Raw genomic sequence first — 18,859 nt, forward strand, 5'->3', positions numbered from 1 at the left:
CATTAAAAGCTTAAGGGCTAATCCAATTTCGCTCGCCGCTACTTTCGGAATCTCGGTTGATTTCTCTTCCTCGGGGTACTTAGATGTTTCAGTTCCCCCGGTTCGCCTCGCTGAGCTATGTATTCACTCAGCGATAACTGCTTATGCAGTTGGGTTTCCCCATTCAGGAATCTCAGACTCACAGGTTTTTACTACCTAATCTGAGCTTATCGCAAGTTAATACGCCTTTCATCGCCTCTGACTGCCAAGGCATCCACCGTGTACGCTTAGTCACTTAACCATACAACCCCAAAGGGTCTTTGTTACGTAACCAAAGTTGTCTGCATTTTTATACATGTGCAGACTCGATTTTGCCGGACTCAAATTCCAAGAACACTTGAATGTGTGTTGGTACCTACATCTTTCGATATAGGATTTGAGAACTTTTAAATGAATAACATTAATCAAATGTTATTCGTCAGCTTTCCAAATTGTTAAAGAGCTATGCTCTGGGCCTAAACCCAAACCATCAATCTGTGTGAACACTCATCGCAATAATCTATTCGTATAAGGAGGTGATCCAGCCCCAGGTTCCCCTAGGGCTACCTTGTTACGACTTCACCCCAGTCATGAACCACAAAGTGGTGAGCGTCCTCCCGAAGGTTAAACTACCCACTTCTTTTGCAGCCCACTCCCATGGTGTGACGGGCGGTGTGTACAAGGCCCGGGAACGTATTCACCGTAGCATTCTGATCTACGATTACTAGCGATTCCGACTTCATGGAGTCGAGTTGCAGACTCCAATCCGGACTACGACGCACTTTTTGGGATTCGCTCACTTTCGCAAGTTGGCTGCCCTCTGTATGCGCCATTGTAGCACGTGTGTAGCCCTACTCGTAAGGGCCATGATGACTTGACGTCGTCCCCACCTTCCTCCGGTTTATCACCGGCAGTCTCCCTGGAGTTCCCGACATTACTCGCTGGCAAACAAGGATAAGGGTTGCGCTCGTTGCGGGACTTAACCCAACATTTCACAACACGAGCTGACGACAGCCATGCAGCACCTGTCTCAGAGCTCCCGAAGGCACACCTGCGTCTCCGCTGGCTTCTCTGGATGTCAAGAGTAGGTAAGGTTCTTCGCGTTGCATCGAATTAAACCACATGCTCCACCGCTTGTGCGGGCCCCCGTCAATTCATTTGAGTTTTAATCTTGCGACCGTACTCCCCAGGCGGTCTACTTAACGCGTTAGCTCCGAAAGCCACGGCTCAAGGCCACAACCTCCAAGTAGACATCGTTTACGGCGTGGACTACCAGGGTATCTAATCCTGTTTGCTCCCCACGCTTTCGCATCTGAGTGTCAGTATCTGTCCAGGGGGCCGCCTTCGCCACCGGTATTCCTTCAGATCTCTACGCATTTCACCGCTACACCTGAAATTCTACCCCCCTCTACAGTACTCTAGTCCGCCAGTTTCAAATGCAGTTCCGAGGTTGAGCCCCGGGCTTTCACATCTGACTTAACGAACCACCTGCATGCGCTTTACGCCCAGTAATTCCGATTAACGCTCGCACCCTCCGTATTACCGCGGCTGCTGGCACGGAGTTAGCCGGTGCTTCTTCTGCAGCTAACGTCAAACGAGCACGCTATTAACGTACCCGCCTTCCTCACTGCTGAAAGTGCTTTACAACCCGAAGGCCTTCTTCACACACGCGGCATGGCTGCATCTCGCTTGCGCCCATTGTGCAATATTCCCCACTGCTGCCTCCCGTAGGAGTCTGGACCGTGTCTCAGTTCCAGTGTGGCTGATCATCCTCTCAGACCAGCTAGGGATCGTCGCCTTGGTGAGCCATTACCTCACCAACTAGCTAATCCCACCTGGGCATATCCTGACGCGAGAGGCCCGAAGGTCCCCCTCTTTGGCCCGAAGGCATTATGCGGTATTAGCCATCGTTTCCAATGGTTATCCCCCACATCAGGGCAATTTCCCAGGCATTACTCACCCGTCCGCCGCTCGACGCCGTTAACGTCACCCGAAGGGTCAGTTAACTCGTTTCCGCTCGACTTGCATGTGTTAGGCCTGCCGCCAGCGTTCAATCTGAGCCATGATCAAACTCTTCAATTTAAGATTTTGTTCGGCTCAATGAATACTGACTTTAAACTACCTTAGTAGTCTAAAGCTATTATCGTTCCAACAGAACGATAATGAATTGACTGTGCCAAGTCTTTCGACTTGATTGGTCACTCAGTTCATTGAAAACCTAATTTGAAACCGAAGTTTCTAATTTGATTATCATCAACGAGTGCCCACACAGATTGATAGGTTTATATTGTTAAAGAACATTCTCTTCAAAACTCTGCGTTTCGCTTTCCGTTTGAAGAGGCGGCTATTCTAGCGAGATGATTCTAAGTGTCAAACACTTTTTTCTAATTATTTTTGATTTTTTCAAATTTAACTAGAAGACCATCTTGTCAGCTGAATGCCTTACTGACTATTGCCTTGAACCCTTGTAGGCTCTGCCGTGTCAGTGAGGACGCATTATAGAGATCCGGATCACATTGGCAAGCCTTTTTTAAAGAAAATCTTTAAAAACAGGTCATTTGTAACTTTATTGACCAATAATGGCTAAAACAGAACGTTTTTCACTCATTAATCCTTTAACTTACCCCATATTGCATCTTGGTAAAGCCTCAGATGTCTGTTACACGTACGAATTCTATAGTAACTAATGAGCGTTATTGTCTTCAAAATAGTAAGAAATTCGAGCTCGTGGGTTTAAGTATTCCCGAATCTCTTCTGGCAGCCTATCAGGGTGAATCACTGACTCCACTTTCAGCTCCTTCTCTTCAAGTGGAATGATGGGAGCTTGCAGTTTAGGTACGGTAGGATCGTAGATGAGTACATTCGGGCACAGTAAATTACCACTATTAATAGAAACGACGAGACCGACCATCTCATTAGAGAGTTTGACTACCGTACTAGGAGGATACACCCCCATATACTTAATAAGAATGTTTAGGTTTTCTTGGTTATACAACGCCTTTGTATGCTTATATAGATAAGACAAGGCGGTAAAAGGAATCTTTTTCTCACTCGGTATTTGGTGATGACATAGGTTATCAAACGCATTGGCAACAGAAATTATTTGTGCGAACGCATCAATTTCATTGCCTTTGAGACCTAACGGGTAGCCACTGCCATCCAACAACTCGTGATGTTGTTCGATGACGGTAATGACTTCTTGAGGCAGTGTATCCATCATACCAGCGATGTTGCTACCATACTTAGTGTGAAGTTTTAGGTAGTTAGCTTCTGGCTCCGTGAGCGGCGTAGTTTTTCTCAAAATTGCCGGTGGAATCTTCACTTTACCAATATCATGAAATAGTGCAGAAAGCGCTACTAGTTTGATCTCCTCGGCCTCTAATCCCCTTGCTTTAGCAATCATCATAGACAGCACCGAAACATTTAAACTGTGAAAGTAGATGTCTTCAAATTCACTTTTACTGCCCATTAAGTGCAAGGTCACTTCATCTTCAGATAAGAGAGTATCGACAATATCATCTACTAACAAACGTGCTTCTTTCGTCGCTTGTTCTGGCCGACTTCTGAGTTTGGCCATGACATTTCTAATTCGAGCCAAAGAGCGATCAAACTCTTTTTCGCAACGAGAAACTCTTCTTCGATAAGCGCTTAGTTGTTCTATACGCCTTTGCTTTTCTTCCCAGAGTAGATCCGAGCTTGCTTGAACATAAGCATTAGGTTCTTGAGAGGCTTGTTGAATAGGGAGCGGTAAAACATCACTTAAATCAGGGTTAACGTGGACGTACTTCACCCCTAACTGCTTAATAATGTGTACCTGCTCTTCTGATTTAATCTTAAAAACATTAAATAGAAACGGGTGGTCATTCCATTTGAGGGGAAGCCGGACATGAAGCCCAGGCTGAATTCGGTCCACTGAAATCTTGATACTTGCCACAATCCAACTGCAACTGACTGTAAAACACTCAGCGAGTTTAAAGAACTTCGTGCGCTAATTCATCTAATTATTATTAAAGTGTGACCAAATAATAAATTTGTAAACTAGCGCCTTTTCTATTGAGGGACGCTACTCTTGCTCTTTTTCGCGATTACTAAGAATAGCCGCAATTCTAGGATCTAGCGATTTACCATGTTGCTGCTCAAACTCTTCTCGCTTGAGATCAACGAGGTTTTTCACAGAGTGCTGAGCAAGGCCTTTTGGCACTTCTGTCACTAACTTGCCCTTCTCTTGCAAGCTCATCGCCTCACGATAAAACTCTTTAAAGCGACGGACAATCAGAGATTGTGGCAATCGACGAAGCTCATAGCCTTTGTTTTGCATAATCCACTTTTCCAGTTGATTATTGGGCTCTTTATTAACAACACGATTCAAAGCTTCCAAAGACTCTGATTCTGTAAGCTGAGTCTTGAGCAATGTCAATTCACCCATAATGGGTGGCCATTTTTCGCCAGCTTGAAGTCTCTCTCGGCAATGCTGCATGACACGCATTAACTCCGCTTCCGTTAAGCTATCTGCAAAATCGAGAAAACGTCCTGTTGGGCGTCGCCCGTAAGACTTAATCCACGTCGACTCATAAATACTCAGTAATGTACCGAATATATAGTTACACCAGTCACTAGGTTGACGTTCTTGTTCGACCTCGTTGATGCTTAAAGACTGAGACGATGACGAAGTTGTCGTCGAGACTTGAGTCGACTGCGGCTCACGGCGACCCTTATCAACTTTTGGAGTAACAGCATTAGAAGCCTTTAAATGCTCAAGGCTACCATTGACCCCCATTTCTCTGAGTTTCTTTTCCATTGTGCCAAAATCAACGCTTTTTGGCTTATTGCTGTTACTCATGTCTATTACCTATGTAAAGTGCGCACGTTGCGAGTCTTAAAAATTCGGATTCTTACCTTGTCCTCGTAAGTACTCACGAAACTCTTCTGAAGGACTCACATCACCAGACTTATTTGACGTTTGGTAAGATTGGCGACGTCTTTCTTCTGCTTGCTTACGTCGATCTTCCGCTTGTTTCTCGTTAACAATCCACAATCTAAGTTTATTAAGCATTTGAGTGACGTTGGTGTACTCATTTGCTCGGGTTTTGTAGTAAACCACAAACTTTTCCCAGAACAAGTTAGGATCAATCTCAAGTCGAGAAAAAGCGATCGTCTGCGACGCCCAGTCTGGTATTTCAAACTCATTGAGATCATGAGTTGATAAATATTGGCTGTTGGTGGCAGGCTGTGACTCTTTTTTACGAGAAGAAAACCCACTACTTTTATCCTTACGATAATTGGGTTGCTGCTCGCCAATCACCGCTTGTAAACTTCCCGAGCGTTTAGAGTATTCTAGCCAATCTTCAAGCTGACGTGCCAAACGAGTGATGTTCGTGGTGTTCGTCCCATGTTCACGTACAAAGTTTTGCCATACGCTGTCTCTGCTATTCGGCGGTACTTTATAGAGATCAAAGGAGGGTACTGCCCAACCTGGAGCACTCGATTCTTGCATCGTCGTAACGCGAGATGGCTGACGGACAACTGGAGCGGCACTTGAGGTTTCAATCACTGGCAATCGATTTGGTTCAGAACTTGCCAAAGTAAAGTGATGCCTTTGCCCTTGGGGGGTAGATTCAACCTGACCTTTAGTCAACAATCCCTTATTAGCAAGCGCAGTAAGCACATCTGCTAGCCCAAACTCTCCAAGTAAGCACTCTTTAGCAACATCTGACAGTGCAAAAGCCACATTCCCATCATTGCCGGAAATATCCGCTAACTTTAATAGTACTAACTTCTCACTAGCTGTGATGTCCGTTTGTTGCCAAGCAATATGGGTAAATTTTGCACTCACAGTAATTCTCCTATCTGTTACCTAGATTCTAGCGCTTCGACTGTTCATAAACAAACAGAGAAAAAGTGACCTTTGAGATTGGAACAGTATCAACGCTTATAAACGAGATCTATCGTCAATAGTTGGTAAGAGTTCGAAAAGAATAGGCTGCTGGATATGAGTCATCTTGCCGCAACGTGTTGGGCGTATCACAAGGTTTACATCTCGCAAAACGACGAAAGGCCGCTTAAATAAGCGACCTTTCTAATATGGTACCGGTGGGCGGACTTGAACCGCCACGCCCGAAGGCAACGGATTTTGAATCCGTCGTGTATACCAATTTCACCACACCGGCATCTTGGACTGATGTCCTTTGATGTTTGGCATTATACGTAAGCTCTCGTTGCGTGCAACAACAAAACGCTGAATATTCTATTGTTTGCTGATATTTTCGCCACAATGTGATGCTATTCGGGCAAAGAGGCTTTCTTCACGTCGATAGAATCGCTATCCTGTGGCCAGTTTTGGTTATTAAATGATGTATTCAATGGAAACTCAATCTCTTCCACCAGCGGGCTTTTTCAGACGACTTGGGGCGCTGTTTTATGACAGCTTAATTATACTTGCGGTTGTGATGATGGCCGGTGGCGTTGTTGTGGCAATCATGGAAGCGTTGGTCGCGGCAGGGCTAATGAGCTATGCACCGTATGCCGACGCCAGTGATTTTCTTGGCAGCCATCCCTTTTGGAGCCCTGTTTACACCGCTTACCTAGCGTTCGCGTGGATTTACTTCCTTGTGTTCTTCTGGACTCGCGCCGGACAAACATTAGGAATGAGAGCTTGGAAGATTGAGCTTCAAAACTTAGATGGTGGACGTATTACCGTGACTCAAGCGCTAATCCGTATCGCTACATCCGCGTTTGGTTTAGCAAACTTGTCGGTTCCTATCGACCCTCAAAAGCGAGGGTTTCATGATATTTGGGCGAAGACCAAGGTAGTTGTTTTACCTAAAGCAAAATAAACAACGATAAATATAAAAAAGGTGCCTTTCGGCACCTTTTTTATTACAAACGGCTTAGCAGACAAAAGTTAAGCTTTGTATGCTTTAAACGCGTTGATTAGACCATTAGTCGAACTGTCGTGAGAAGTGACTTCACTGTCGTCAGCTAGTTCAGGTAGGATTTGGTTAGCCAGTTGCTTACCAAGTTCTACACCCCATTGGTCAAAGCTGAAGATGTTCCAAATAATACCTTGAGTAAAGATCTTGTGCTCGTACATCGCGATTAGGTTACCTAGAGTACGAGGTGTGATTTGCTTCACTAGGATTGAGTTCGTTGGACGGTTACCTTCAAAAATCTTAAATGGTACAAGATCTTTGACTTCTTCCGCTGTCTTACCTGCTTTTGCAAACTCAGCTTCAACCGTCTCTTTAGACTTACCGAATGCAAGTGCTTCAGTTTGAGCAAAGAAGTTAGACATTAGCTTCTGGTGATGATCACTCACTTGGTTGTGAGAGATAGCAGGCGCGATGAAATCACATGGGATCAGCTTAGTACCTTGGTGAATTAGCTGATAGAACGCGTGTTGGCCATTTGTGCCTGGCTCACCCCAAATAATAGGACCAGTTTGGTAATCAACGGCTTCACCATTGCGGTCAGTGAACTTACCGTTAGACTCCATGTTGCCTTGCTGGAAGTATGCAGCAAAACGGTGCATGTATTGGTCGTAAGGCAGAATCGCTTCAGATTCAGCACCGTGGAAGTTGTTGTACCAAATACCGATAAGTGCAAGTAGTACTGGAATGTTGCTTTCTAGATCAGTTTCAGCAAAGTGCTTATCCATCTCATGAGCACCAGCAAGAAGCTCAACGAAGTTGTCGAAGCCTACAGCTAGAACGATAGATAGACCGATTGCAGACCAAAGTGAGTAACGACCGCCGACCCAATCCCAGAATTCGAACATGTTGTCAGTATCGATACCAAACTCAGAAACTGCAGTTGCGTTAGTCGATAGCGCCGCAAAGTGCTTAGCCACGTGAGCGTCATCTTGAGCCGAAGCTAGGAACCAATCGCGAGCAGAGTGCGCGTTAGTCATCGTTTCTTGAGTAGTAAATGTCTTAGAAGCAACCAAGAATAGCGTTGTTTCTGGATTTACTTTCTTAAGAGTTTCAGCGATATGTGTACCATCTACGTTTGACACAAAGTGCATGTTCAGATGGTTTGTGTAAGGCGCTAGCGCTTCAGTCACCATGTAAGGACCAAGGTCAGAACCACCAATACCGATGTTTACTACGTCAGTAATCGCTTTACCTGTGTAACCTTTCCAATCACCAGAAATAATGCGCTCAGAGAAACCTTTCATCTTCTCTAATACCGTGTTTACCGCTGGCATAACGTCTTCGCCGTTAACCATGATTGGCGTGTTGCTGCGGTTACGTAGTGCAACGTGAAGAACAGAACGACCTTCTGTTTGGTTGATTGTGTCACCAGCAAACATGGCTTTGATTGCGCCTTTAAGCTCAGTCTCGTTCGCTAGAGCAAATAGGTTCTTCATTGTTTCATCGTTGATTAAGTTCTTAGAGTAATCAACAAGAATGTCAGAGCCGAAGCGCGTAGAGAATTTGCCAAAACGGTCAGCGTCTTGTGCAAATAACTCTGCTAAGTCCATATCTTGCGCAGATTCGAAATGCGCAGTCAGTGCTTTCCAAGCTTCAGTTTGCGTTGGATTGATGTTTTTCAACATGGTCTCTATCCCAATTTTTAGTCGGTTTTATTCCCAATCCCCCCAAGGAAAAGGAACCCCCAGTTTAGCGAATAATAAACAGTATATTCTAAATACAGCCCAGTGCCTTTTTAGGTTCACTAGACGTTACAAACTTGTCTATGGTTTACAAAGTGTAGACTTTGTTTTCGTAATAATTTTTCAGGCGTAATTATGAACCAGAGCCATTGCACTCACCTTGAGTTAGGTCACGTAACGGTTCACAATATAAACAAAATAGGTAAACACCCTACCATTAAGCAGCACTATAATACATAGGAGTGATTATGTGGCAACAAAAGACATTGTACCTCAGCGCTAAGGCGCGCGGTTTTCATCTGATTACTGATGAAATTGAACAACAACTGCCACAGTTAAAAGACTACTCTGTAGGTTTACTACATCTCTTTATTCAACATACTTCGGCTAGTTTAACGTTGAATGAAAACGCGGATCCGACGGTACGTAGTGATATGGAAAGTCACTTCAATCGCTATGTCCCAGAGAATGCACCTTATTACAAACATACGTACGAAGGCAGCGACGACATGCCTGCTCATATTAAGAGCTCTCTTCTTGGAGCGAGCGTGACCATTCCAATTAACCAAGGACAGTTAGCTTTGGGGACATGGCAGGGCATTTACTTAGGTGAACATCGAGACTTTGGTGGGGAGCGACGAATTATTGCCACGTTGCAAGGGCAGATTTGAGGTAAAAACCCTTGCGATGCCTTTGATGGTTTACACCTTGCCTGCCTGTTGTGACGAGGCAGACAAAGGTTGGTTTGAAGGGCGCTGTAAGTAGATCCCTGCCTGCGCAGGAATGACAATACTTGGGTTTGGTATTGAAGTTCGGTATCAAATAGAGACCGACGTCACTTCGTACTGCTATAACTCATTTCAACGCGAGAAGTGAGCTTAGTCACCAGCTCATAAGCAATAGTACCAATGTGCTCGGCGACTTCTTCAGATGGGAGCTCTTCCCCCCATAAGATGGCTTCATCGCCCACTTGATCTAGGGCATCAGGACCCAAGTCAACAGTAAGCATATCCATCGATACTCGACCGGCTATTGGGACTTTACGACCATTAACTAGTACTGGTGTACCATTGGGTGCTGTTCGAGGATAGCCATCACCATAACCAATCGCAATCACCCCTACTTTGGTGTCCCTTTGACTAGTCCAAGTCGCCCCATAACCCACACTTTCGCCTTTCTTTACATCGCGCACAGCAATCAAGTGAGACTTTAAAGTCATAACTGGCTTAAAGCCCATATCGGCTGCGGTCTTATCTCCAAAAGGAGACACTCCATACATAATGATACCTGGACGCACCCAATCTAAGCGACTTTGCTGCCACTCAAGTAGGCCAGCTGAGGCTGCCATAGAGCGCTCCCCATTGCAGCCTTCTGTTAGTGACAGAAACAGCTCTATTTGCTGTTGAGTCATGGTGTTATCAAGCTCATCGGCACAACCGAAATGGCTCATATAACGTAGCGGCTTAGCCACGTTATCACAGCGATGTAAACGCTCGACGAACTCTTGGTATTGTTCTTCTCGAACGCCTAGACGGTGCATGCCGCTATCCACTTTAAGCCAAACAACGACCGGAGTTTCTAGCTCTGCCTGCTCTAGTGCATCGAGCTGTTCATAACAATGCACCACCGTTTGAATATTATTGGTCACCAACACAGGGAGATCATTGGGTGAGTAGAAACCCTCAAGCAGTAATATGGGTTTCACCACACCGCTTGCTCTTAGCTGCAGCGCCTCTTCGATGCGAGCTACACCAAATGCATCCGCACCCGTGGCATTTTTAGCAATGTGTCTCAAACCATGACCATAACCATTAGCTTTGACTACCGCCATGACTTTGCTATTCGGCGCTTTCTGTTTAATGCATGCTAGATTGTGCGCCAGCGCATCCAAATTAATGTGCGCTGTCGCTGCTTTCATATAACTCATACGTCTGCCCTACTACTCTTCGTCAAACGCAGGACCTGCGTAGTTATCAAAGCGAGAATATTGACCTTGGAAGGTTAAGCGAACCGAACCGATAGGACCGTTACGCTGCTTACCGATAATGATTTCTGCAATCCCTTTTAATGCACTGTCAGGGTGATAAACCTCATCACGATAAATGAACATGATTAAGTCGGCATCCTGCTCAATAGAGCCCGATTCACGAAGGTCTGAGTTAACTGGACGTTTATCGGCACGCTGCTCCAAGGAACGGTTAAGCTGCGACAAGGCAACAACAGGAACATTCAACTCCTTCGCCAATGCTTTAAGTGAGCGTGAAATCTCAGCGATCTCAAGGGTACGGTTATCAGAGAGTGACGGTACGCGCATCAACTGAAGGTAGTCCACCATGATAAGGCTAAGGCCACCGTGTTCGCGAGCAATGCGTCGCGCACGCGAGCGCACCTCGGTTGGGGTCAAACCAGAACTGTCATCAATGTACATGTTCTTTTTCTCCATGAGCATGCCCATGGTCGTTGAAATCTTCGCCCAATCTTCATCATCTAATTGACCAGTACGGATCTTAGTTTGGTCAACACGAGACAGCGACGCCAACATACGCATCATGATCTGTTCGGCAGGCATCTCCAAGGAGAAGATAAGTACTGGCTTATCATCCGACATCGCCGCATTTTCACATAAGTTCATCGCAAATGTCGTCTTACCCATCGATGGACGTGCTGCGACAATGATAAGATCCGAACCTTGAAGGCCAGCCGTTTTCTTATTTAAGTCATTGAAGCCCGTAGTCACCCCTGTCACACCATCTTGTGGCGTTTTATACAGGATTTCGATTCGTTCTAGTGTTTTTTCAAGTATGTTATCGACATTTTGAGGGCCTTCATTCTCACTGGTTCTTTCTTCCGCGATTTTAAAGACCTTACTCTCAGCCATATCAAGCAGATCTTCTGAGGAGCGACCTTGTGGGTCGTAACCCGCATCAGCGATCTCGTTGGCCACACCAATTAGATTTCGTACCAGAGCACGCTCAGCAACAATATCCGCATAAGCATTGATGTTTGCAGCACTTGGGGTGTTTTTCGCTAGATCGGCAAGGTAGGCAAATCCACCAACATCGTCCAACTGCTCTCGCAGTTCAAGGAATTCAGATAAGGTAATCAAGTCAAGCGGCTTGCTCTCTTCTAACAGAGCTTGAATGCCTTCAAAGATTAGACGGTGAGGACGACTATAGAAATCACTGCTGATCACCTTCTCGGCAACGGTATCCCATCTTTGATTGTCTAACAACAGACCACCCAGTACAGACTGCTCCGCTTCCAATGAATGAGGAGGGACCTTCACTGATTCCACTTGAGCATCTTTTACTTTTTGATTTCGGATATCCGCCATGACTCTACTCGATAACACATTATGACCAGACATTATATACTCAACTAAGTGTGGGCTAAAGCAAAGAAAACGCGACTAAAACGAGGATTACTCCTTCAAAATTTGACCTATTGCTGACGATGGTCGAATATGCCACACATATAATCCCGAACCCCGTATCCGCTCCGAGAGGTTTTTGTGTCAAAGAAGGTACTTTTTGGTCTAGTATTGCTTGCTTCGCCTGCGATCTATGCTGAAGAATTTCTCCCGCCAAGCGACACGGAAGACTCGCCGCCCTCACCACTTCAATCCGAAGTGGAATTTGGCTATCAAGCACACTCAGGCAATACCGACTCTCAATCACTTAATGCGCGTGTTGCTGCGGAATATACCGAGGGACGCCATCGTACCAGTGGGGAATGGAAATATTACCAACTCTATAAAGACGGTGATGAAGATAAAAATCAGCAGAACTATTTATTGCAAACTGACTACAAGTTAGGCCCTAAAGCGTATTTGTACGGAAACTATAACGGCTTCTCTTCACTTTATAGCTCATATTATGAAGATCATACCGTTTCAGGTGGTTTAGGTTATCAGCTCGCCAATCGAGACAATTTCCTGTTTGAAGTCGAAATCGGTCCGGGTTTTCGTTATCAAGAACCTAATCTTGATGAGATAGACGATAAAGACATTATTTTTAAGAACGTGGTTAAAGAAGCTATTATTCGAGGCAACATCAATTTGATTTGGAAGCCTTTGGATACTCTCACCGTCGGTACCAAGCTAACCGCTACATCTGGTAAAAGTAACACCCGTTTTGATACAGAATTAAATGTCACCAACGCCATTACTGAAACCATCGCGTTAAAGCTATCTTATGACAGCCAATACCACAGTAAAGTCCCTAGCCCTACTCTAAGCAAGCGCGACTCTATTTTCACCGTCAACCTGCTGTTCAGCTTCTAACCTTATAAAAATTGTAAAAAAAAACACCAGCCGAAGCTGGTGTTTTTCATTGTTCTTCTGACTGAGATTACTCAGCAGCAACAACTTGTAGGTTGATAGCAGCGAAAACTTCAGAGTGAAGTTGGATGCTGATTTCGAACTCACCAGTTGTGCGTAGAGCACCTTCAGGTAGGCGAACTTCGCTCTTAACTACTTCAACGCCAGCTGCAGTGATTGCATCAGCGATGTCGCGAGTACCGATAGAACCGAATAGTTTGCCTTCGTCACCAGCTTTAGAAGCGATAACAACAGCTTCTAGAGCGTTAACTTTCTCAGCACGAGCTTCAGCAGCAGTTAGTTGCTCAGCAACTTTAGCCTCTAGTTCAGCGCGACGAGCTTCGAACATTTCAACGTTACCTTTAGTAGCCATTACTGCCTTACCTTGTGGGATAAGGAAGTTACGAGCGTAACCAGATTTAACGTTAACTGTATCGCCAAGACCACCTAGGTTACCGATTTTATCAAGTAGAATAACTTGCATTGTTTAATCCTCTATCTAAATAAACGGTGCCGATTACTGATGCTTATCAGTGTATGGCAGTAGAGCTAGGTAGCGTGAACGCTTGATAGCGCGCGCTAGCTGACGCTGATATTTAGCGCTTGTACCAGTGATACGGCTAGGTACGATTTTACCAGCTTCAGTGATGTAGTTTTTAAGAGTTGCTACGTCTTTGTAATCAATCTCTTGTACGCCTTCTGCAGTGAAACGGCAGAATTTACGACGACGGAAGAAACGAGCCATGGGCTATCTCCTGATCTAAATTAAAGTCTTGTTGTCGGCAATTGAATCAATTACCAAGTACTAAATGAGTAACGAATTACTCTGCAGCTGCTTCTGGCTTAGCTTCAGTACGCTCTTCGCGACGTGGAGCACGCTCTTCTTTCTGCTTAAGCATGATAGAAGGCTCAGTGATTGCTGCTTTAGTACGCATAATCATGTTACGTAGAACTGCATCGTTGAAACGGAAAGCAGTCTCTAGCTCATCAATAGCTTCTTGTGGAGCTTCAACGTTCATTAGAACGTAGTGAGCTTTGTGAAGCTTGTTGATTGGGTAAGCCAGTTGACGACGACCCCAGTCTTCTAGACGGTGAACAGTACCGTTAGCTTCAGTGATAGAACCAGTGTAACGCTCGATCATGCCAGCAACTTGCTCGCTTTGATCAGGGTGCACCATGAATACGATTTCGTAATGACGCATTGGTTGCTCCTTACGGATTATTAGCTTCCACGTTTGGCTCGGTCGTCCAGAGGAAGCAAGGAACGAATAAAAAAGACCGAGAATTAAGGACCGCGAATGTTACAGAAAGGACGGAAAATAAGCAAGCAATTTTAGAGGTTTAAGAGGCTAAGCAATACCCCTCAATGCTTAGCCATCCAAAAAGCCTTGTTATTCATCAGCATAGATCTTTACAGTTAACTCACCATGGCAATCTACCGAGGCGCGGTACATACCTGAGCTATTCATACCAAAATGAACATCACCTTGAGCATCCACTGCAATTAAGCCACCCTCGCCACCCATGGTTTTCAGTTCACCTTGAATTACCGCTTCACACGCCGTATGAACGTCTTCTTTTAGATAGCGCATTCGCGCCGCGACATCACCTGCAACGGTTTTACGGATAAAGTACTCACCCATTCCGGTAGTTGAAACCGCAACATTGCCGTTTTCAGCGAAGGTACCTGCGCCGATAATCGCAGTATCGCCAACGCGGCCGTACTTTTTATTGGTTACACCACCAGTACTTGTCGCGGCAGCCAAGTTGCCATGGCTGTCCAGTGCCACCGCCCCTACCGTGCCGTATTTTTTGTCATCTGGATATTTCGATTCAGACAGGGCAAACAATCCTTTCTCTTTCATCGAAAGTAATTGTTCGTAGCGACGCTCAGTAAAGAAGTAATCTTGCTCGGTATATTCGTGTTGATGTTCAAACGCAAATTTCTCCGCGCCTTCACCGATTAATAACACATGATCGCTATCGCGCATCACATCTCGCGCCAGCTCAATGGGGTTACGAATATGACGAACGCCAGCGACCGCGCCTGCATCCATAGCCGCGCCATGCATCACAGAAGCATCCATCTCAACCATTTCATCATGAGTTAATACCGAGCCTTTTCCCGCATTAAAATGTGGCGAGTCTTCCATCACTTTAACCGCTGCTACTGTTGCATCTAGAGCGTCCCCACCCGCTTCCAATATCGCAGCGCCCGCCTGAACTGATTGAGTCAGTGCTGCCAATATCTCTTGCTTCAATGTCTCGGTCATCTGTTCACGCAATATGGTTCCAGCGCCACCATGAATCGCAATTGCAAAAGGCTTAGTCATACCGTTCGTTCCTACTTCCCTACTGTTTAAAACCAAAAAGACCTCCCATAGGGAGGCCTTTCAAAACTCAACGATTAGTGAGAACCACAACCGCCGCCACCGCAGCAACCGTCTTCTTTTTTCTCACCGTGGTCGTCACCACCACAACAGCCACCTTCTTCACCGTGACCTTCGCCGCCACAACAGCCGCCACCTTGGTGAATATGACCATGTTCAATTTCTTCTGCCTTAGCTTCGCGAATCGCAACCACTTCAACATCAAACGTTAGTGTTTGGCCTGCAAGCATATGGTTACCGTCAACCACAACTTCGTCACCGTCTACTTCCGTTACTTCAACAGGGATTGGACCTTGGTCTGTATCCGCTAGAAAACGCATGCCCACTTCGATAGTGTCAACGCCTTGGAATACATTCGCTGGTACACGTTGTACTAATGCGTCATTGTGTTCACCGTAAGCATCCTCTGGAGAAACAGTAGCTGTGAATTTATCACCCGCTTCTTTGCCTTCAAGTTCCTTTTCTAGACCAACGATTAGGTTGTTGTGACCGTGTAGGTAATCTAGAGGTGCTTCTACTGTTGATTGATCAACGACAACACCGTCTTCTGTTTTTACTTGGTACGCTAGACTAACTACTGCGTTCTGAGTAACTTTCATGTGAGCTCCAAAGGATTGGCCTTGAGAGATCATTAAAGCAAAGCCTTTTGCGAACAGCAAACCGACTCAAATGATCATCTCATCAAAAATTAATCCGCCTTTAAGCGGCGTGTTCGCATATTATGGGGTCAGAAATAAGAAACTCAATCATTCAGGCTTAAAAATTCCGATTAATTCCTCATCACTGCGTTCAGTTTTCTCTACAGCTTTTGGCGTGCGTTGTTCCTTGAACTCACACTCTACACACTCCACCCACTCAACATTGTTGTCTATCCACCAGCGCAAACTGTCTTGCTGGCTACACTTAGGGCAGCTTGCCCCCGCAATAAAACGTTTCTTGGTACTGCTCATGTTACTTCCTAATTCCGACCTTCAACCGCAATGGCTTTAACTTCAACGTTAATCCCAGAAATTACGCGATTGGCGATCATTTTCCATTTCACGGCCAAAGATTTCTTCGAGTTCTTTACGAGCTTCTTTCGATCTTTGTGCCAATTCTTTATCTTCACTGTGTTGAGGCAACAGCTCTTTAAGCATGGCATTATCCAGCTTTCTAAAGTGCGCTTCTGCGCGCTTTGCCTCATAAGGATGAAATCCTAGCTCCACTAATGCCTGTCGACCTAAATCCAAGGCGCCCAAAAATGTCTCTCGCGAATAACATTGCACGCCATGATTCATAAGCTGATAGGCTTCTACTCGACTTCGAGCCCTTGCTAAGACTCTAAGCTTTGGAAAATGGTTATGACAAAGGTCCACCACTTCCATGATCTCCTCAGGAGAATCGGTACAGATAATGATAGCCTCGGCTTTATCGGCGCCCGCCGCCCTTAACAAATCCACCTGAGTCGCATCACCATAAAACACCTTATAACCGTATTTTCTTAACAGGTGAATTTGGCTCGCATCACTTTCTAATACGGTAACTTTGACCTTATTGGCGTACATCAAACGACCGACAATTTGTCCAAATCGTCCGAAGCCAGCAATGATCACTCTCGGCTGTCGATCCTCAACATCGGTTTTAATGGTGGTTTCTTCTACTTGATTGAGTGATTTCTCAAACCATTTTTTCTGTCCCATAAGCAGCAATGGTGTGGTTACCATGGACAAACTCACCACAACCAGCAGAAAAGCAGACTCTTCGGCAGGCAATAGCCCTTGCGCGCTCGCCGCCGTAAAGATAACAAAGGCAAACTCACCGCCTTGACTCAAAATCGCCGCCATTTTACTGCGCGATTTCGGTCCGATACCAAACAAACGGGCCAGTACGTACAAGATAAGCCCTTTGATAATGACCAAAGACACCACAGCAAGCAGCACAGCGAGTGGTTCAGAAATCAGTAATCCAAGGTTTACCGCCATACCCACCGCGATAAAGAATAACCCTAGCAGCAGGCCTTTGAATGGCTCAATGGCGATTTCCAACTCATGCCGGTACTCACTTTCGGCAAGTAACACCCCTGCTAAAAACGTCCCTAAAGCCATGGATAACCCAAGCTTTTGCATAAAGGCAGCAATACCAATCACTAGCAGCAATGCGGCCACGGTAAACAACTCACGCACACCGCTCATGACGACATAACGAAACAGAGGACGAATCAGAAAGTGGCCGCCCACCAGCAAGCCTAAGACACCCGCTAACATCCAAATAATGTCCGCCCAGTTGCCCGCCGTGTTGCCTGCTAATAATGGCAGTAATGCCAACATTGGTATAACCGCAATATCTTGAAACAGCAGAACGGCAAAGCCGGATTGTCCAGTCTCGCCGCCTCCTAACCCTTGTTCTTCAATAACTCGAAGGGCTATCGCAGTAGATGAAAGCGCGAGGCCCATTCCTATCGCTAAACTGGTTTGCCAAGAGAGATTAAATAAAGAAGCAATAGCAGAAAGAATCAAAGTAGTGATGACAACCTGTGCACCACCTAAACCAAGGATGGGAACTCGCATCTGCCACAGCTTCTTAGGATTCAGTTCCAAGCCAATTAAAAACAGCAGCAGTACGACACCAAATTCGGAGAAATGAAGTATTTCATCCACATCGCTAATAAGCCCTAACCCCCATGGGCCAATGGCAACACCAGCCAACAGATAGCCGAGAACACTGCCCAATCCAAGGCGCTGGGCAATGGGAACCGCAACCACAGCAGCAGAGAGGAAAATAACACCGCTTTGCAAGAAATCGTTAGTCATCGCCATGTTCCACCTCCGCACCTTGCAGCGTGGACATCATCAAAGATTCATCAAACGGATGCATTAACCATTGGCGGTACAATTCCGCATGTTGATATCGATCCATATCACCGACACGTCGTGACCAATAGAGCACCAGCGGCTCCAGCCACTGCATTTTACACAAGGCAGCCGTTAGCTCGAATGGCTGCAAAATCTGCTCTAACGGGTACTTATTGTAGCCCGATTGACTAAAGGCAGACTCTTTACCACCAGTGGTAATGACACTGCGCCAGTACTTACCCTCCAATGCGCAATCATCACCAAAAGCAAAGCCTTTACCCAGCACACGGTCAATCCACTCCTTTAATAAAGAGGGGCAGGAATACATATAAAGTGGATGCTGAAGCACAATCACATCATGCTCGAGCAAAAGCTGGTGCTCAGCTTTAACGTCAATAAAGAAGTCAGGATACAGAGCGTACAGATCTCTTAGGGTGACATTATCAAGAGATTGAATCTTCTTGAGCATAACCTGATTGGCAATCGAGTTTTGCGGCTCTGGATGGGCATAGATGACCAGAACCTTGGGGGATGTGTTGGTGCTTTCGAGTATGGAAGTCATTCCTAGACGTCTATCCTTAAACCTAGCGATACCCTTAAAGCTTAAGGGTAGATAGATATGATTGTTATTTAAATCATTCTATTTTTGTTATCAGTTTGTTCCATCATAACCCAAACTTACGCCAAGGTG

At 45.5% G+C, this 18,859-nt stretch carries 17 protein-coding genes, 1 tRNA gene and 2 rRNA genes; 3 read left to right on the plus strand and 17 right to left on the minus strand.

The window, feature by feature from the left end; translation table 11 throughout:
- The 6 genes from HOP38_RS14695 to HOP38_RS14720 form a co-directional block, all read right to left on the minus strand.
- A 23S ribosomal RNA gene (locus tag HOP38_RS14695) occupies positions 1-280 on the minus strand; the annotation flags it as partial.
- A gap of 267 nt (positions 281-547) precedes the next feature.
- Positions 548-2,100, minus strand: a 16S ribosomal RNA gene (locus HOP38_RS14700).
- Between the two features lie 601 nt (positions 2,101-2,701).
- Positions 2,702-3,952 carry a cyclic di-GMP phosphodiesterase gene (locus tag HOP38_RS14705; protein WP_198558369.1) on the minus strand — a complete coding sequence of 417 codons (1,251 nt, stop codon included), beginning with the start codon at positions 3,950-3,952 and terminating at the stop codon, positions 2,702-2,704.
- A 129-nt stretch (positions 3,953-4,081) separates the two neighbouring features.
- The gene (locus HOP38_RS14710) at positions 4,082-4,858 is read right to left on the minus strand and encodes a hypothetical protein (protein ID WP_198558370.1); all 777 of its coding nucleotides are present in this window, start codon (positions 4,856-4,858) and stop codon (positions 4,082-4,084) included.
- 36 nt (positions 4,859-4,894) lie between these two features.
- Entirely contained in the window at positions 4,895-5,851 is a 957-nt protein-coding gene (locus tag HOP38_RS14715) for a hypothetical protein (protein ID WP_198558371.1), read from the minus strand.
- A gap of 249 nt (positions 5,852-6,100) precedes the next feature.
- A tRNA-Leu gene (locus HOP38_RS14720) sits at positions 6,101-6,185 on the minus strand.
- A 192-nt stretch (positions 6,186-6,377) separates the two neighbouring features.
- Between HOP38_RS14720 and HOP38_RS14725 the strand changes: the two genes are divergently transcribed.
- Complete coding sequence (locus HOP38_RS14725) at positions 6,378-6,851, plus strand: RDD family protein (RefSeq protein ID WP_006074938.1); 474 nt, start codon at positions 6,378-6,380, stop codon at positions 6,849-6,851.
- Positions 6,852-6,919: 68 nt separating this feature from the next.
- Here HOP38_RS14725 and pgi read toward each other — a convergent pair whose 3' ends face one another.
- Positions 6,920-8,572 carry a glucose-6-phosphate isomerase gene (pgi, locus tag HOP38_RS14730; RefSeq protein ID WP_198558372.1) on the minus strand — a complete coding sequence of 551 codons (1,653 nt, stop codon included), beginning with the start codon at positions 8,570-8,572 and terminating at the stop codon, positions 6,920-6,922.
- 305 nt (positions 8,573-8,877) lie between these two features.
- On the opposite strand from pgi, the gene HOP38_RS14735 reads away from it, so the two are divergent.
- Positions 8,878-9,300 (plus strand): secondary thiamine-phosphate synthase enzyme YjbQ, encoded by a 423-nt coding sequence (locus HOP38_RS14735; protein WP_124940350.1) that lies wholly within the window; start codon positions 8,878-8,880, stop codon positions 9,298-9,300.
- 164 nt (positions 9,301-9,464) lie between these two features.
- Here HOP38_RS14735 and alr read toward each other — a convergent pair whose 3' ends face one another.
- Both alr and HOP38_RS14745 read right to left on the minus strand, forming a co-directional pair.
- Positions 9,465-10,547 (minus strand): alanine racemase, encoded by a 1,083-nt coding sequence (gene alr / locus HOP38_RS14740; RefSeq protein WP_197697713.1) that lies wholly within the window; start codon positions 10,545-10,547, stop codon positions 9,465-9,467.
- A gap of 21 nt (positions 10,548-10,568) precedes the next feature.
- On the minus strand, positions 10,569-11,963 hold the full coding sequence (locus tag HOP38_RS14745; RefSeq protein WP_006075652.1) for a replicative DNA helicase: 1,395 nt from the start codon (positions 11,961-11,963) through the stop codon (positions 10,569-10,571).
- 177 nt (positions 11,964-12,140) lie between these two features.
- On the opposite strand from HOP38_RS14745, the gene HOP38_RS14750 reads away from it, so the two are divergent.
- Positions 12,141-12,911: a DUF481 domain-containing protein gene (locus HOP38_RS14750; RefSeq protein WP_006075653.1), complete on the plus strand. Its 771-nt coding sequence runs from the start codon at positions 12,141-12,143 to the stop codon at positions 12,909-12,911.
- Between the two features lie 67 nt (positions 12,912-12,978).
- Here HOP38_RS14750 and rplI read toward each other — a convergent pair whose 3' ends face one another.
- The 8 genes from rplI to kefG all read right to left on the minus strand — a co-directional run bounded on the left by rplI (position 12,979) and on the right by kefG (position 18,730).
- Positions 12,979-13,431, minus strand: a complete 453-nt coding sequence (gene rplI / locus HOP38_RS14755; RefSeq protein ID WP_031493946.1) for a 50S ribosomal protein L9 — start codon at positions 13,429-13,431, stop codon at positions 12,979-12,981.
- 33 nt (positions 13,432-13,464) lie between these two features.
- Positions 13,465-13,692, minus strand: coding sequence for a 30S ribosomal protein S18 (rpsR, locus tag HOP38_RS14760; RefSeq protein ID WP_000090472.1), 228 nt, complete (start codon positions 13,690-13,692; stop codon positions 13,465-13,467).
- A gap of 76 nt (positions 13,693-13,768) precedes the next feature.
- A complete protein-coding gene (rpsF, locus tag HOP38_RS14765; protein WP_006074804.1) occupies positions 13,769-14,149 on the minus strand; it encodes a 30S ribosomal protein S6 in 381 nt (126 codons plus the stop codon).
- A 189-nt stretch (positions 14,150-14,338) separates the two neighbouring features.
- Positions 14,339-15,280, minus strand: coding sequence for an isoaspartyl peptidase/L-asparaginase family protein (locus HOP38_RS14770; protein WP_198558373.1), 942 nt, complete (start codon positions 15,278-15,280; stop codon positions 14,339-14,341).
- A 74-nt stretch (positions 15,281-15,354) separates the two neighbouring features.
- Positions 15,355-15,936, minus strand: a complete 582-nt coding sequence (slyD, locus tag HOP38_RS14775; RefSeq protein WP_038223079.1) for a peptidylprolyl isomerase — start codon at positions 15,934-15,936, stop codon at positions 15,355-15,357.
- A 147-nt stretch (positions 15,937-16,083) separates the two neighbouring features.
- The gene (locus HOP38_RS14780) at positions 16,084-16,287 is read right to left on the minus strand and encodes a YheV family putative zinc ribbon protein (RefSeq protein ID WP_006074807.1); all 204 of its coding nucleotides are present in this window, start codon (positions 16,285-16,287) and stop codon (positions 16,084-16,086) included.
- 48 nt (positions 16,288-16,335) lie between these two features.
- Positions 16,336-18,132, minus strand: a complete 1,797-nt coding sequence (gene kefB, locus HOP38_RS14785) for a glutathione-regulated potassium-efflux system protein KefB (RefSeq protein WP_198558374.1) — start codon at positions 18,130-18,132, stop codon at positions 16,336-16,338.
- Positions 18,119-18,730: a glutathione-regulated potassium-efflux system ancillary protein KefG gene (gene kefG / locus HOP38_RS14790; protein ID WP_198558375.1), complete on the minus strand. Its 612-nt coding sequence runs from the start codon at positions 18,728-18,730 to the stop codon at positions 18,119-18,121. Before kefG ends, kefB begins: the two co-directional genes overlap by 14 nt.
- Between the last annotated feature and the right edge of the window lie 129 nt (positions 18,731-18,859).

It is taken from the genome of Vibrio mediterranei (assembly GCF_013364395.1).
GTDB classification, from domain to species: Bacteria; Pseudomonadota; Gammaproteobacteria; order Enterobacterales; family Vibrionaceae; genus Vibrio; species Vibrio mediterranei.